Source organism: Massilia sp. BGA-UO-ETr-WB1 (assembly GCF_059567845.1).
This window is the reverse complement of the sequence record NZ_JCAQOT010000021.1, coordinates 647,490-661,394: the sequence shown is the minus strand read 5'-3', so window position 1 is coordinate 661,394 and position 13,905 is coordinate 647,490. Positions and strand designations below refer to the sequence as shown.

Genomic DNA, 13,905 nt, shown 5'->3' with positions numbered 1-13,905 from the left:
ATGGAAGTGAGCCATACCATCATCAACCTCATTATCTTCGTGCTGGCGATCTACGTCGGCTACCACGTGGTCTGGGGCGTCACGCCCGCGCTGCATACGCCGCTGATGGCGGTGACCAATGCGGTATCGGCCATCATCATCGTCGGCGCCATGCTGGCGGCCGGCCTGACCGAAGGCCTGACCGGCCAGGTTGCCGGCACCGTGGCGGTGGCGCTGGCCGCCGTCAACGTGTTCGGCGGCTTCCTGGTCACCCAGCGCATGCTGGAGATGTTCAAGAAGAAGGAACCGAAGGCCAAGCCTGCGGCCGCCGCGATCGAGGGGGGCAAAGCATGAGCTTCATCAGCATGAACCTCGTCACGATGATGTACCTGATCGCCTCGGTGTGCTTCATCCAGGCGCTCAAGGGCTTGTCGTCGCCGGCCAACGCGCGCCGCGGCAATGCCTTCGGCATGACCGGCATGGCCATCGCGGCCGTCACCACCTTGGCGCTGATCCTCAAACTGCGCGCCGACGCGGCCAGCGCCGGCCTGGGCGCCGGCAATGGCCTGGGCCTGGGCCTGGTGGCGCTGGGCGTGGTGGTGGGCGGCAGCATCGGCGCCTATCTCGCCAAGACCGTCGAGATGACCAAGATGCCGGAACTGGTGGCCGCCATGCACTCGCTGATCGGCCTGGCCGCAGTGTGCATCGCGGTGGCCGCCGTGTCCGAGCCGCACGCCTTCAACATCGCCAAGGTGGGCGAGGCGCTGCCGCTGGGTAACCGGCTGGAGCTGTTCATCGGTACCTTCGTCGGCGCCATCACCTTCTCCGGTTCGGTGATCGCCTTCGGCAAGCTGGCGGGCAAGTACAAGTTCCGCCTGTTCCAGGGCGCGCCGGTGGTGTTCGCCGGGCAGCACATGCTGAACCTGGCGCTGGCGGTGGTGATGGTCGGCCTCGGCCTGGCCTTCGTGTTCGCGGGCGGCGTGGAGCCGGCGTGGACCCCGTTCATCGTCATGACCGCCATCGCCTTCGTGCTGGGCGTGCTGATCATCATCCCGATCGGCGGCGCCGACATGCCGGTGGTGGTGTCGATGCTGAACAGCTACTCCGGCTGGGCGGCGGCGGGCATCGGCTTCTCGCTGAACAACTCCATGCTGATCATCGCCGGTTCGCTGGTGGGTTCCTCGGGCGCGATCCTGTCCTACATCATGTGCAAGGCCATGAACCGCTCCTTCTTCAACGTGATCCTGGGCGGCTTCGGCGGCGACGCGGCAGCCGCCGCGTCGGGCGGCGGCGCGCAGCCTGCGCGTCCGGTGAAATCCGGTTCGGCCGATGACGCATCGTTCATCATGGCCAACGCGGAAACCGTGATCATCGTCCCAGGCTACGGCCTGGCGGTGGCGCGCGCGCAGCACTCGCTGAAAGAGCTGGTGGAGAAGCTGACGCACAAGGGCGTGACCGTGAAGTACGCGATCCACCCGGTGGCGGGCCGCATGCCCGGCCACATGAACGTGCTGCTGGCGGAAGCCGAAGTGCCGTACGACCAGGTGTTCGAGATGGAAGACATCAACGGCGAATTCGGCCAGACCGACGTGGTGCTGGTGCTGGGCGCGAACGACGTGGTGAACCCGGCCGCGAAAGATCCGAAATCGCCGATCGCCGGCATGCCGATCCTGGAAGCCTACAAGGCCAAGAGCATCATCGTCAACAAGCGCTCCATGGCCTCCGGCTACGCGGGCCTGGACAATGACCTGTTCTACCAGGCCAACACCATGATGGTGTTCGGCGATGCGAAGAAGGTGATTGAAGACATGGTGAAAGCGGTCGAGTAAGACCGCTGTCCCGCAACCAAGCCCGCCTTCCGGCGGGCTTTTTTTTGGGGTTCTTCACGGATTTCCGGGAAGGTGTTTCGCTGCACGGCGCTTACGGCGGCTGCGTCGTCCTGGGCGGCGTTGGGCATTACCGCTCGCCGGTGCCGGAGTGTCGAACACAGGGCGAGCCGGTGGACTGTTGGCCTGCACGGTAGCGGGTCGTGGGCTTTCAACACGCACGTCGTCAACCGAACGGCCACCTGTTGGGCGTGTGTGTGGCTGCCGCTCGTTCTCTTGCTGCGGGTGGCCGGCCTGAACCGCGCTGCCAAGCAAGCGTGCTATTGCCGCTTTGCGCGCGGACCGGCAGACATCGGCGAGCAGCCATTCATCACTGCCTGGCAGGCGTAACCAGATGGCCTTCCAGGCGTTTCGGTTGCCGCTGCCTTGCAGATTCGCAAAGCACGACGGCGACACTGCGCGCTCGCCATACTTGATTTCCGTCCCTTCCACCGTGGCGTAGTAGGGCTGCTTGCCAAAACTGGCGCGCAGCCTGGTGCCCTCCGGAAGAAATACCTGCTTCCATTGGTATCCAGCCTCGGATGGCGCCTGCGGCGCCTGTTCGGCTGCCGGCGCCTGCTTCACGAAGTTGTCGATGGCCTGGCAAATGAACGGTTCCAGGTTATAGGTATCCGACCACCATTTTCCGGTGAATTCGCCCAGCGCTTGCAGTGTCTCGAAAGGGAGATGGACCGGGAGTGTATGGATGGACATGGTGTGCCTCTCGAAAAGTGGTTTTTACTATGCGCTGCTAACCAGCGCTAAGCAGTGCTACAACCCGCTACCCGTTACTAAAGTTGCGATGCCGAACGATAGGCAATGCCAGATTGTCTTGCCCATGCTGGTTAGATGCGTCTAGTGACGTTTAGTTCCGGCTTGGCGAAGAATCGTGCGGAATATCGCGGTATATAGCGATGTAGTAAGGGGTAGCATGTTTTAGTAAAAAGCCGAAAACACGAGACACGGCCCAGCGTCGCCGGGCCATCGAGCGGTGCGGCCACAGCGGGGGAGGCCGGCAAGTTGACGTTTCGCAGTTCGATTCCCGGAAATCCGTGAAGAACCTTTTTTTTATTCGAAGTCGGAAGCGGGGCTGGGCTTGGCGCGCTGGCGGGCGAATTCGGCGGTGTCGGCGGCGTAGCGCTGGCGCGAGGCTTCGGTCTGCCAGCTGGACTGCGCGCGTACCAGCGCCGCCGCGCCTTCGCGCGTGCCGAGCAGGCGGTCGATGCGGATGATGGCGGTGCGGCCCCAGGCCGTGCGCGGGCAGGCGAAACCGGCGGTGACGGGGGCGCCGCTGCCCGCTATCGGCACCGTGGTCAGCGCGGCCAGTTCGGGCGTGCGCGCCCGCTCGTAGGCAAAGGCGAAGTCATAGTCCAGCGTGTAGTCGGTGCGGCCGGCGGCGATCATCCTGAAGATGTTCTTGCCGTAGTTGCCGGCCGCCGTGGTGTGCAGCGCCGAGTTCGCGGGCCGCTGCGCGATCGCCTGGTCGGCCAGCGCGCCATAGCTGCGCTTTTCGACCACCAGGCCGCGCAGCGCGCGCCGCGCCAGCAGGGCGGGGAGGTCGGCTTCGCCGGCGCCGTTCAGCGGCACGGATGGCAGCACGTCGCTGCGCAGCACGAGGCTGGGCGGCGGCAGCCGGTTGGCGTTGCTGAAGTAGGCGATGCGTTCGCGGTCCGGCGTGCGCAGCGCGGCCGCAAAGCACACTTGTTCGCCGCGCGACAGCATCTCCCAGGTGCGGCGCGCATTGGCGTAGATGAAGCGGTGCTCGGTATGCGGCCATTTGCCGGTGATGAAATTGACCGCCTGGTCGGCCACGCCCTGGCCCGGCTTGCCGTCCACCGGGATGGAGGCGGGGGCGAAGTCGGGCATCACCCAGGTCATTACCTCCCTGGCCTGCGCAGCGCCCGGCAAGGCCGTGCTCATTGCCGTTGCCACGGCCATGGCGCGGGAGGCGAAGGCGCGCATAAGGGCCTAGCGGCGGCCGTACATCATCAGCTCGGCCAGCATGCTGCGCGCGGGGCGGAACAGGTCGATGGCGGCCAGCGAGGCGCCCAGCAGGGCTTGCGCGGGCGACTCGTTGGCGAACACGCGCGCCATGGTGTCGGTCAGGTGCACGGTCAGGCTGCGGTCGTGGCGCCGCAGGGTTTCGTATTGCGCCAGCATGGCCGGCGTGGCGCCTTGCGCCAGCAGGCGCGCCAGCACGGCGGCGTCGCGCAGGCCCAGGTTCAGGCCCTGGCCCGCCACCGGGTGCAGGGTCTGCGCAGCGTTGCCGATGGCGGCCATGCGCGCGCTGCCTTGCGTACCGGCGTTCAGCCCGAGCGGGAACGCCAGGCGGCGCGATACGCTGGTGAAGCTGCCCAGCCGCGTGCCGAAGGCCTCGCCCAGCTGCTGCAGGAAGGCCGCGTCGTCCAGACCGAGCAGGGCTTGCGCCGTGCCGGGCCGCACGCACCACACCAGGGAGTATTCATCGTCCTGCGGCAGTAGCGCCAGCGGGCCTTGTGCGGTGAAGCGCTCGTAGGCGCGGTGCGGCACCGGCGCGCTGCTGCGCACCTGCGCGATGATGGCGGTCTGGCCGTAGTCGCGCTGCATGGACTTGGCTTGCTGCTCGCCGAACAGGCCGCCCTCGGCCTGCACCACGATGGCGGCCGTCAGCGTGCGCGGCTTGCCGTCTTCCTCGATGGCGATGGCGACGTGGCCGGGCTGCTCGTCCAGGCCGGTCACCAGGGCGGGCCGCAGCGCGGCGATGCCGGCGCGCTCGCAGGCGGCGCCCAGTTCGGTCACCAGCGCGCCGTAGCGGCTCACGTAGCCGAGCGCGTCGAGCTTGTGTTCCTCGCGGTCTATCATGCTGCGGCCGAACTGGCCGCGGCGCGACACGTGGATCTGGTGGATGGCGGTGGCGGGCACCGGCCAGCTGCCGATGCCTTCCAGGATCTGGCGGCTGCCGTAGGACAGCGCCAGCGAGCGCGGGTCGTTGCTGGCCTGCTGCAGGGTGCGCGCGTCGATCAGCGCAATGCGCTGCGGCGCCACGCCGCGCCTGGCCAGCAGCGCCGCCAGCGCCATGCCGGCCGGGCCGGCGCCGCAGATGGCGATGTCATAGTCCGGCAATGCCGGCTGCGGCGGCTGCATCTGCTGCACCGACGCCGCGCCGGTATAGGTGCGCGTGCCGCTCATGGCTGCGAGGCCCGGGCGGCTTGCATCGTTTGTTCGATCTCGTCCACCGTCTTTGGCGCTGCGGCGCTCAGGATGGTGTAGCCGTCGTTCGTCACCAGCACGTCGTCCTCGATGCGGATGCCGATGTTCCAGTACTGCTGCGGCACGTCCTCGCCGGGGCGCACGTAGATGCCCGGCTCCACCGTCAGCACCATGCCCGCGTGCAGCAGGCGCGATGGCGTGCCGGTGGTGTGCACGTCGCGGTACAGGCCCACGTCGTGCACGTCCATGCCCAGCCAGTGGCCGGTGCCGTGCATGTAGAAACGGGTGTAGGCCTTGGCGGCAATGGCTTCGTCCACGCTGGCGTACTTGCGCTGGTCCAGCAGGCCCAGGTCCAGCATGCCCTGCGCCAGCACGCGCACGGCGGCGTCGTGCACCGCCTGGTAGGGCTGGCCGGGACGGATCGCCTGCAGCGCGGCGGCCTGCGCCGCCAGCACCAGTTCGTACAGCGCGCGCTGCGGCGCGCTGAAGCGGCCGTTCACCGGGTAGGTGCGCGTGATGTCGGAAGCGTAGCCATCGAGCTCGCAGCCGGCGTCGATCAGCACCAGGTCGCCGTCCTGCGTTTGCGCGTTGTTGGCGCTGTAGTGCAGCACGCAGGCATTGGCGCCGCTGGCGACGATGGTGTTGTAGGCCGGCGCCTGCGCGCCGTTGCGGCGGAACTCGTACAGCAGCTCCGCTTCGATCTCGTATTCATGCATGCCGGGCCGCGAGGCGCGCATGGCGCGCGCGTGGGCCTGGCCGGAAATGGTGGCGGCGCGCAGCATGATGGCCTGCTCGTCCTCGTCCTTGATCAGGCGCATCTCGTCGACCAGCGGCAGCAGGTTGTGCTGCGTTTCCGGCGCCGTCACGCCGCTGCGGGCCTGGCCGCGCACCGCGTCGATCCAGCGCTTGATCTGCGGTTCCAGCAGCGCGTGCTGCGCGGCGCGGCCTTGCGGCGCGTACAGCGTGGGCACGTTGGCCAGCAGGCGCGGCATTTCGGTATCGAGCGCGGCGACCGGAAAGGCGGCGTCGAAGCCGAAGGCCTCGCGCGCCGCTTCCGGGCCGTGCCGGTAGCCTTCCCAGATTTCGCGCTCGGCGTTCTTCTCGCGGCAGAACAGCACCGCTTGCGCCGGCGTGTCGTGATGCGGCGCCGCCAGCACCAGTACCGCCTCCGGCTCGGTGAAGCCGGTCAGGTAGTAGAAGTGGCTGTCGTGGCGGTAGGGATAGTCGCTGTCGCTGTTGCGCGGCATTTCGGGCGCGGTGGCCAGCACGGCCACGCTGCCCGGCTCCATCAGCGCCAGCAGGCGCTTGCGGCGCAGGGCGTAGGCGTTCATGGCGCGGAGCTTCCGGTTGCTGCCTTCACGCCGTTCAGCTCATTGAGCTGGTCCACGGTACCGACGTTGACCCAGTCGCCTTCATACAGCTCGCCGCCCACCCGGCCCAGGTCCGCGTACTTGCGGATCAGGGTGCCCATGCGGGCGTGCTGGCCCGGCACGATCTCGTCGAACATCTCGGCGCGGTACACGCCGATGTTGGCGAAGTTCCACAGCGCGTCGCCTTCATTGGCGACGGTGTACATGTTCAGCGCGAAGTCGCCCTTGGGGTTGTGCCACGGGTTCTTGGTCAGCCAGATCCAGGCCGCGTCGCGCTTGTCCTTGGGATAGGGGTTGCCCCACATGTCCTTATCGTGCAGCACGTCCTTGACCTGCTCGAAGTCGAAGTAGGGGCAGTAAATGTCGGCCGACAGGCACAGGAAGGGCTCTTCGCCCAGCAGGTGGCGCGCCTGCGCGATGCCGCCCGCCGTTTCCAGCGGCACCGGCTCCGGCGAGTAGCGGATCTGCGCGCCGAACTGGCTGCCGTCGCCCAGCGCGTCCTCGATCATGTGGCCCAGGTAGGAATGGTTGATGACGATTTCCGTGATCCCGGCGCGCACCAGGTTCAGGATGTGCCAGACGATCAGCGGCCGGCCGCGCACTTTCAGCAGCGGCTTGGGGCAGTCGTCGGTCAGCGGACGCATGCGCTCGCCGCGTCCGGCGGCCAGTATCATGGCTTTCATGGCGCCGTCCTCAGAAGGTATAGCCGACTTGGGGCTGTTTGTTTTCCAGCGCGTCCAGCAGGCGCACCAGCGGCTTCAAGTCCTTGTAGCGGCCGGCCGTCTTGCGCACGTATTCCAGCACCGTCGGCAGGTCGCCCAGGTACAGCGGCTTGCCGTCGCGGTAGTTCAGGCGGCAGAAGATGCCGAGGATTTTCAGGTGGCGCTGCAGCGCCATGTATTCGAAGTCCTTGTAGAAGGAGTCGATGTCCTTGTTCACCGGCAGGCCTTCGGCCTTGGCGTGCTGCCAGTAGCGGATGGCCCAGTCCAGCACCAGCTCCTCGTCCCACGAAATGTAGGCGTCGCGCAGCAGCGAGGCCACGTCGTAGGTGATGGGACCGTACACGGCGTCCTGGAAATCGAGGATGCCGGGGTTCTTCTCGTCCATCCACATCAGGTTGCGCGAGTGGAAATCGCGGTGCATGAAGACCTGCTGCTGCGCCAGGCAGTTGGCGATGATGGCGTCGAACACCTTTTGCAGCTCGGCCGCCTGGGCTTCGGTCAGCACCGCGCCCAGGTGCTTGCCGATGTACCATTCCGGGAACAGGTTCAGCTCGCGCAGCATGAAGGCGCGGTCGAATTCGGGCAGCACACCGGGCTGGCTGGCCTTCTGGATTTTCACCAGCGCTTCCAGCGCCTCGGCGTACATGGTGGAGGCGTTGTCGTGGTCCAGCACCTGCAGATAGGTGCTCACGCCCAGGTCCTGCAGCAGCAGCAAGCCGCGCTCGACGTCCTGCGCCACGATGGCGGGCACCGACACGCCGGCGGCGGCGAACAGCGCGTCAACCTTGACGAAGGCCGGCACGTTCTCGCGTTCGGGCGGCGCGTCCATCACGATCAGGGTGGCGCCGTGGGCCTGCCGGTGCGTGGGCAGCACGTCGACCCGGAAATAGCGCCGGAAGCTGGCGTCGGCCGAGGCCGGACGGGCCGAGGCCGGATCGACCAGGTTGAGGGAAGTCAGCCAATCTTTCAACAGGATCAGGCGGGCGTCGGCGCCGTCGTGGGCGCCGTTTGGTGGTGAATTAGACAATAAAGACATGAAACAGCCTGTGGAATCCGGTTGGTGTGAACAATTCCCATATAATAAGGGATTCAACTTAAAAAATCGCCTGTCAATGGTGTTTCGTCCCTTCATTTCATGAGCCGGTTCTCAGTCCCTCCTAGCCCCCACAGCTGGGCGTTCGCGCTCACGGCCCTCGTCACCGCCACGGCGGTGCCCGGCTACGCCCAGACCGCCCCCAAACGCAGCCACGTGGCGGACCCGGAAGCGCCCACCATCATCCGCGCCGAAGAATTCGACGGACGGCCCGACCGCGAGCTGAACCTGACGCGCGACGTGGAGATCGTGCGCGACAAGACCCGCGTCACCGCCGACGTGGCCTGCTTCCGCCAGGTCGAAGACGAGGTGGAGGCGCGCGGCGGCGTGAAGATCTGGCGCTACGGCGACTACTACACCGGCGACGAGGTCAAGCTGAACATGGAGTCGGGCAAGGGCTATATGCTCAACCCGACCTACAAGCTGGAACTGAACGCGGCGCAGGGCAAGGCGCAGCGCATCAACTTCCTCAACGAGGACGAGGCGCTGGTCATCGACGGCACCTACAGCACCTGCCAGGGCCCGAACCCGGACTGGTACCTGAAATCGAGCACGCTGAACCTGGACTCCGGGCGCGACGTGGGCGTGGCCGGCAAGACCATCGTCTACTTCAAGGACGTGCCCATCATCGGCACGCCGGCCATGTCGTTCTCGCTGTCGGGCGCGCGCCGCTCCGGCTGGCTGCCGCCGATCCCGGGCTTCGGCTCCAAGGGCCGCGCCGAACTGACGGTGCCGTACTACTTCAACATCGCGCCCAACCGCGACCTGACGCTGTTCCCGCGCCTGATCGCGCAGCGCGGCATCCAGCTCGGGGCGCACGCGCGCTACATCGGCGAGACCGACGCCGGCAGCTACGCCGGCGACACCTTCATCGAGTATCTGCCGAACGACAAGCTGGCCGACGCCGACCGCTGGATGATCACGTCCAACCACACGCAGGCCATCGCCAAGGGCTGGTCCTACGGCTGGAACCTGCGCGCCGCGTCGGACGAGAACTACCCGAGCGACTTCTCCAAGACCGTGGCCGGCTCGGCCGAACGCCAGCTGCTGCGCGAACTGCGCACCGACTACCGCGGCGAATACTGGAGCCTGTCGGCCCGGGTGCAGAAATACCAGGTGCTGCAGGACCCGGCCGCCGTCACCGACCCGTCGCTGTTCGTGTCGCGCCCCTACGACCGCCTGCCGGCCATCAATTTCCAGGCCGCCCGCTACGACGTGGCCGGCTTCGACTGGCAGGTCAGCAGCGAACTGACCAGCTTCTGGCACCCGACCCTGACGCGCGGCAACCGCCTGGTGGCGGTGCCGCAGGTGAGCTACCCCATCATCGGCCCGAGCTACTTCATCACGCCCAAGCTGATGCTCAACGCGGCGGCCTACCAGCTCGACCCGCACGACGGCGCCGACGGCAAATCGCTCACGCGCGCCGTGCCCACCATCTCGCTCGATTCGGGCCTGGTGTTCGAGCGCGACGCCAAGCTGTTCGGCCGCGACGCCACGCAGACGCTGGAGCCGCGCCTGTTCTACGTGAAGACCCCGTACCGCGACCAGAAGGAGTTCCCGAACTTCGACACGGCGGCGGCCACCTTCAACTTCTCGCAGATCTTCAACGAGAACCGCTTCGTCGGCTCGGACCGGGTGGGCGACGCCAACCAGATCACGGCGGCCGTGGTGTCGCGCTTCCTCGAGGCGAGCGGCGCCGAGCGCCTGCGCCTGGCCTTCGGCCAGCGCTTCTACTTCAGCGACCAGCGCGTGCAGCTCGACGCCAGCACCCCCACGCGCGACGCCAAATCGGACATCCTGCTGGCGGCCACCGGCGTCATCTCCGAGAGCTGGGCCATCGACAGCGCGCTGCAGTACAATCCGTCGGACAGCCGCGTGGTCAGCTCCAACCACGCCGTGCGCTGGAGCCCCGGCCCGAAAAAAGTGCTGAACCTGGGCTACCGCTACCTGCGCGACTCGGTCAGCAACAAGGACATTTTCAAGAACGTGGACCTGTCCAGCCAATGGCCGCTGACGGCGCGCTGGTACGGCGTGGGCCGCATCAGCTATTCTTTGCAGGACAGGAAAATCCTGGAAGGCTTGCTGGGCCTGGAATACGCGCACGACTGCTGGGTGTTCCGCATGGGCGCGCAGCGCTTCGTGACCACCGCCAAGGAGGCGTCCACGCCGATCTTCTTCCAGCTGGAGCTGAACGGCTTGTCCAAGTTCGGCGTCGGCAATCCGCTGGAGGTGCTGCGCAACAGCATTCCCGGCTACCAGCGCCTGAACGAGAGCACCCGCCGCTAACCCGGCTTTATCCTTCACCACTGACTCATGAGCGTCACATCTATGCGTAATGCCCGTATGCACCAACTCAAGATCGCAGCCCTGCTGCTGTGCGCCATCACCGCCGGCGGCAACGCTCTGGCGCAGGACGCCAAGCCGGCTGCGGCTACTCCTGCCGCCCCGGTCAAAGGCTTCACGCCGCCGGTCCCGGTCGGCCAGACCAGCAACACGCCGATCGACTCGATCGCCGTGGTTGTCAACGAAGACGTCATCACGCGCCGCGAGCTGTCCGAGCGTGTCAAGACCGTGGTGCAGCGCATGAAGGCGCAGAACGTGCAACTGCCCGGCGACGCCGATCTGCAGCGCCAGATCCTGGAGCGCATGATCGTCGAACGCGCCCAGCTGCAGCTGGCCAAGGAAATGGGCGTGCGGGTGGACGACAACCAGCTCGACCGCGCCATCGCCCGCATCGCCGAGCAGCAGAAGCTCACCGTGCAGGACATGCGCAACCAGATGGAGAAGGAAGGCATCACCTTCGCCGCCTTCCGCGAAGAGATCCGCGAAGAGATCATCATGCAGCGCCTGCGCGAGCACGAAGTGGACTCCAAGGTGCAGATCTCGGACGCCGAAGTGGACGCCCACCTGGCCGCCGAAGCCGCCATGGCCGCCGAGCAGTTCGAAATGAACATCTCGCAGATCATGATCCGCATCCCGGAAAACGCCTCGCCGGAAGTGATCGCGCAGCGCAAGGCGCGCGCCGACGAAGTGATGCGCCAGCTGCGCACCGGCGCCGACTTCGCCAAGATGGCCGCCACCTATTCCGACGCCGCCGACGCGCTCAAGGGCGGCGAAGTGGGCTGGCGCAGCGCCGACCGCCTGCCGCCGCTGTTCGCCGAAGCGCTGGAAAAGCTGAAGCCGGGCCAGGTCACGCCGGTGATGAAAAGCGTGGGCGCCTTCCACATCCTGAAGCTGAGCGACAAGCGCAGCATGGCCGAAGCCCAGGCGGCAGCGGCGGTGACGCAGACCCGCGCGCGCCACATCCTGATCAAGGTCACCCCGAGCACCAGCGCGGCCGACGCCAAGCGCAAGCTGCTGGAGCTCAAGGAGCGCCTGGACAACAAGGCCGCCAAGTTCGAAGACCTGGCGCGCCTGCAGTCGAACGACACCTCGGCCAGCAAGGGCGGCGACCTGGGCTGGCTGATGCCGGGCGACACGCTGCCCGAATTCGAAGCGGCCATGAACGGCCTGAAGATCGGCGAAGTGAGCGCGCCGGTGGAAACCAGTTTCGGCTACCACCTGATCGAAGTCCTCGAGCGCAAGACCGACGACCTGTCGAAAGAGAAGCAGCGCACCGCCGCCCGCAACGCCATCCGCGAACGCAAGACCGAGGAAGCGGCGGAAGACTGGCAGCGCCAGGTGCGCGACCGCGCCTACGTCGAGTACCGCGGCGACGACCTGAAATAACCGGAAAAGGGGAGCCTCGATGAGCGCCACTCTGCAATCCGGGCGCCCCAGAGTGCGCCCCCCCGGCACCCGCCCGGCCATCGCCGTCACGGTCGGCGAACCGGCCGGCATCGGCCCGGAAATCGCCATCCGCGCCGCCTGGGCCATGCGCAAGGAAGTCAATTGCGTGCTGCTGGGCGACGCCGCCTTCCTGGCCATGACGGCCAGCTACATCGACCCCGGGATCCGGCTGTCCGCGCTGTCGCTGCAAGCGGTGCGCAACGGCGGCCTGCCGCACTTCGGCCCCGGCACCATCAGCGTGATCGACGTGCCGCTGGCGGCCCACGTGGTGCCCGGCACGCTGGACAAGGACAACGGCCGCGCCGTGCTGGCCACGCTGGACGCCGCCATCGAAGGCATAGGCGCCGGCTGGTTCGAAGCGGTGGCCACCGCGCCGCTGCAAAAGAGCACCATCAACGACGCCGGCGTGGCCTTCTCCGGCCACACCGAATACTTCGCCGAGAAGACCGGCACCGCGCAGGTGGTGATGATGCTGGCCGGCCAGCCGCTGTCGCCGCAAGGCGAGCCGCCGCAGCCGCCGCTGCGGGTGGCCCTGGCCACCACCCACCTGCCGCTGAAGGACGTGGCCGCCGCGCTCAGCGTGGCAGGCCTGGGCGTTACGCTGGACATCATCGCGCACGACCTGAAGACCAGGTTCGGCATCGCCGCGCCGCGCATCCTGGTGGCCGGCCTGAACCCGCACGCCGGCGAGAACGGCTACCTGGGCCGCGAAGACATCGACGTGGTGGCGCCGGCCATCGCGGCGGCGCAGGCGCGCGGCATCGACGCCACCGGCCCGTATCCGGCCGACACCCTGTTCCAGCCCAAATACCTGCAGCACGCCGACTGCGTGCTGGCCATGTACCACGACCAGGGCCTGCCGGTGCTCAAGTACGCCACCTTCGGGCGCGGCATCAACATCACGCTCGGCCTGCCGCTGATCCGCACCTCGGTCGACCACGGCACCGCGCTCGACCTGGCCGCGCAAGGGCTGGGCCGCGCCGACTGCGGCAGCATGGAAGCGGCGATCGCCGCCGCCGCCGCCATGGCCAACGCCGCCAACAACATTTAAAAGAACAACCATGAAACACATCGCACGCAAACGCTTCGGCCAGAACTTCCTGCACGACGACAACGTCCTGTCCAGCATCACCGAATCCATCAACCCGCGCGCCGGCGACGCCATGGTGGAAATCGGCCCCGGCCTGGCGGCGATGACCGACCAGCTGCTGCGTTCGCTGCCCCACATGCACGTGGTCGAGCTGGACCGCGACCTGGTGGCGCGGCTGGAAAAGAAATACCCGCGCGAGAAGCTGACCATCCACTCCGGCGACGCGCTCAAGTTCGACTTCGGCAGCATCCCGGTGCCGGAAGGGCAGAAGCTGCGGGTGGTCGGCAACCTGCCGTACAACATCTCCAGCCCGCTGCTGTTCCACCTGGCGGACTTCGCGCCGCAGGTGCAGGACCAGCACTTCATGCTGCAAAAAGAGGTGGTCGAGCGCATGGTGGCCGAGCCGGGCAGCAAAGTGTACGGCCGGCTGTCGGTGATGCTGCAATGGCGCTACCACATGGACCTGCTGTTCGTGGTGCCGCCGGAAGCGTTCGACCCGCCGCCGAAGGTGGACTCGGCCATCGTGCGCATGATCCCGGTGGCCAATCCGCTGCCGTGCGACCGCGAGACGCTCGAAGCGGTGGTGCAGAAAGCGTTCTCGCAGCGGCGCAAAGTGATCCGCAACTGCCTGTCGGGCATGTTCACCGAAGAGCAGATCCGCGCCGCCGGCATCGACCCCACCGCCCGTCCCGAAACGGTGGCGCTGGAAGGCTACGTCGCCCTCGCCAACCTCCTCAAGCCCGTATAAATTTCCCCACCCCAAAATGGGGTCAGGGTTAATTATCTATGCATCGAACGCATAGATAAT

At 67.0% G+C, this 13,905-nt stretch carries 12 protein-coding genes; 6 read left to right on the top strand and 6 right to left on the bottom strand.

Annotated features, from left to right (window positions below):
* Both AC56DV_RS07675 and AC56DV_RS07670 read left to right on the top strand, forming a co-directional pair.
* Positions 1-333: a proton-translocating transhydrogenase family protein gene (locus AC56DV_RS07675; RefSeq protein WP_496313694.1), complete on the top strand. Its 333-nt coding sequence runs from the start codon at positions 1-3 to the stop codon at positions 331-333.
* Positions 330-1,808 (top strand): NAD(P)(+) transhydrogenase (Re/Si-specific) subunit beta, encoded by a 1,479-nt coding sequence (locus AC56DV_RS07670; RefSeq protein WP_496313693.1) that lies wholly within the window; start codon positions 330-332, stop codon positions 1,806-1,808. Before AC56DV_RS07675 ends, AC56DV_RS07670 begins: the two co-directional genes overlap by 4 nt.
* A gap of 54 nt (positions 1,809-1,862) precedes the next feature.
* Here the strand turns inward: AC56DV_RS07670 and AC56DV_RS07665 are convergent, their stop codons facing one another.
* The 6 genes from AC56DV_RS07665 to AC56DV_RS07640 all read right to left on the bottom strand — a co-directional run bounded on the left by AC56DV_RS07665 (position 1,863) and on the right by AC56DV_RS07640 (position 8,161).
* The gene (locus tag AC56DV_RS07665; RefSeq protein WP_496313692.1) at positions 1,863-2,558 is read right to left on the bottom strand and encodes a hypothetical protein; all 696 of its coding nucleotides are present in this window, start codon (positions 2,556-2,558) and stop codon (positions 1,863-1,865) included.
* 354 nt (positions 2,559-2,912) lie between these two features.
* Positions 2,913-3,764: a TIGR02285 family protein gene (locus tag AC56DV_RS07660; RefSeq protein ID WP_496313691.1), complete on the bottom strand. Its 852-nt coding sequence runs from the start codon at positions 3,762-3,764 to the stop codon at positions 2,913-2,915.
* A 48-nt stretch (positions 3,765-3,812) separates the two neighbouring features.
* A complete protein-coding gene (locus AC56DV_RS07655) occupies positions 3,813-4,967 on the bottom strand; it encodes a UbiH/UbiF/VisC/COQ6 family ubiquinone biosynthesis hydroxylase (RefSeq protein WP_496313839.1) in 1,155 nt (384 codons plus the stop codon).
* A 41-nt stretch (positions 4,968-5,008) separates the two neighbouring features.
* On the bottom strand, positions 5,009-6,364 hold the full coding sequence (gene pepP, locus AC56DV_RS07650) for a Xaa-Pro aminopeptidase (protein ID WP_496313690.1): 1,356 nt from the start codon (positions 6,362-6,364) through the stop codon (positions 5,009-5,011).
* Positions 6,361-7,086 (bottom strand): N-acetylmuramate alpha-1-phosphate uridylyltransferase MurU, encoded by a 726-nt coding sequence (gene murU / locus AC56DV_RS07645; protein ID WP_496313689.1) that lies wholly within the window; start codon positions 7,084-7,086, stop codon positions 6,361-6,363. The genes pepP and murU overlap by 4 nt, the downstream gene beginning before the upstream one ends.
* 10 nt (positions 7,087-7,096) lie before the next feature.
* The gene (locus AC56DV_RS07640; RefSeq protein ID WP_496313688.1) at positions 7,097-8,161 is read right to left on the bottom strand and encodes an aminoglycoside phosphotransferase family protein; all 1,065 of its coding nucleotides are present in this window, start codon (positions 8,159-8,161) and stop codon (positions 7,097-7,099) included.
* 99 nt (positions 8,162-8,260) lie between these two features.
* Between AC56DV_RS07640 and AC56DV_RS07635 the strand changes: the two genes are divergently transcribed.
* From AC56DV_RS07635 to rsmA, 4 genes are read left to right on the top strand one after another with little or no spacing between them, the layout of a single operon-like run.
* Positions 8,261-10,504 carry an LPS-assembly protein LptD gene (locus AC56DV_RS07635; protein ID WP_496313687.1) on the top strand — a complete coding sequence of 748 codons (2,244 nt, stop codon included), beginning with the start codon at positions 8,261-8,263 and terminating at the stop codon, positions 10,502-10,504.
* 57 nt (positions 10,505-10,561) lie between these two features.
* Positions 10,562-11,947 (top strand): peptidylprolyl isomerase, encoded by a 1,386-nt coding sequence (locus AC56DV_RS07630; RefSeq protein ID WP_496313686.1) that lies wholly within the window; start codon positions 10,562-10,564, stop codon positions 11,945-11,947.
* A gap of 19 nt (positions 11,948-11,966) precedes the next feature.
* Positions 11,967-13,058, top strand: a complete 1,092-nt coding sequence (gene pdxA / locus AC56DV_RS07625; RefSeq protein WP_496313685.1) for a 4-hydroxythreonine-4-phosphate dehydrogenase PdxA — start codon at positions 11,967-11,969, stop codon at positions 13,056-13,058.
* 10 nt (positions 13,059-13,068) lie between these two features.
* Positions 13,069-13,845 carry a 16S rRNA (adenine(1518)-N(6)/adenine(1519)-N(6))-dimethyltransferase RsmA gene (gene rsmA, locus AC56DV_RS07620; protein WP_496313684.1) on the top strand — a complete coding sequence of 259 codons (777 nt, stop codon included), beginning with the start codon at positions 13,069-13,071 and terminating at the stop codon, positions 13,843-13,845.
* Positions 13,846-13,905: the final 60 nt, after the last annotated feature.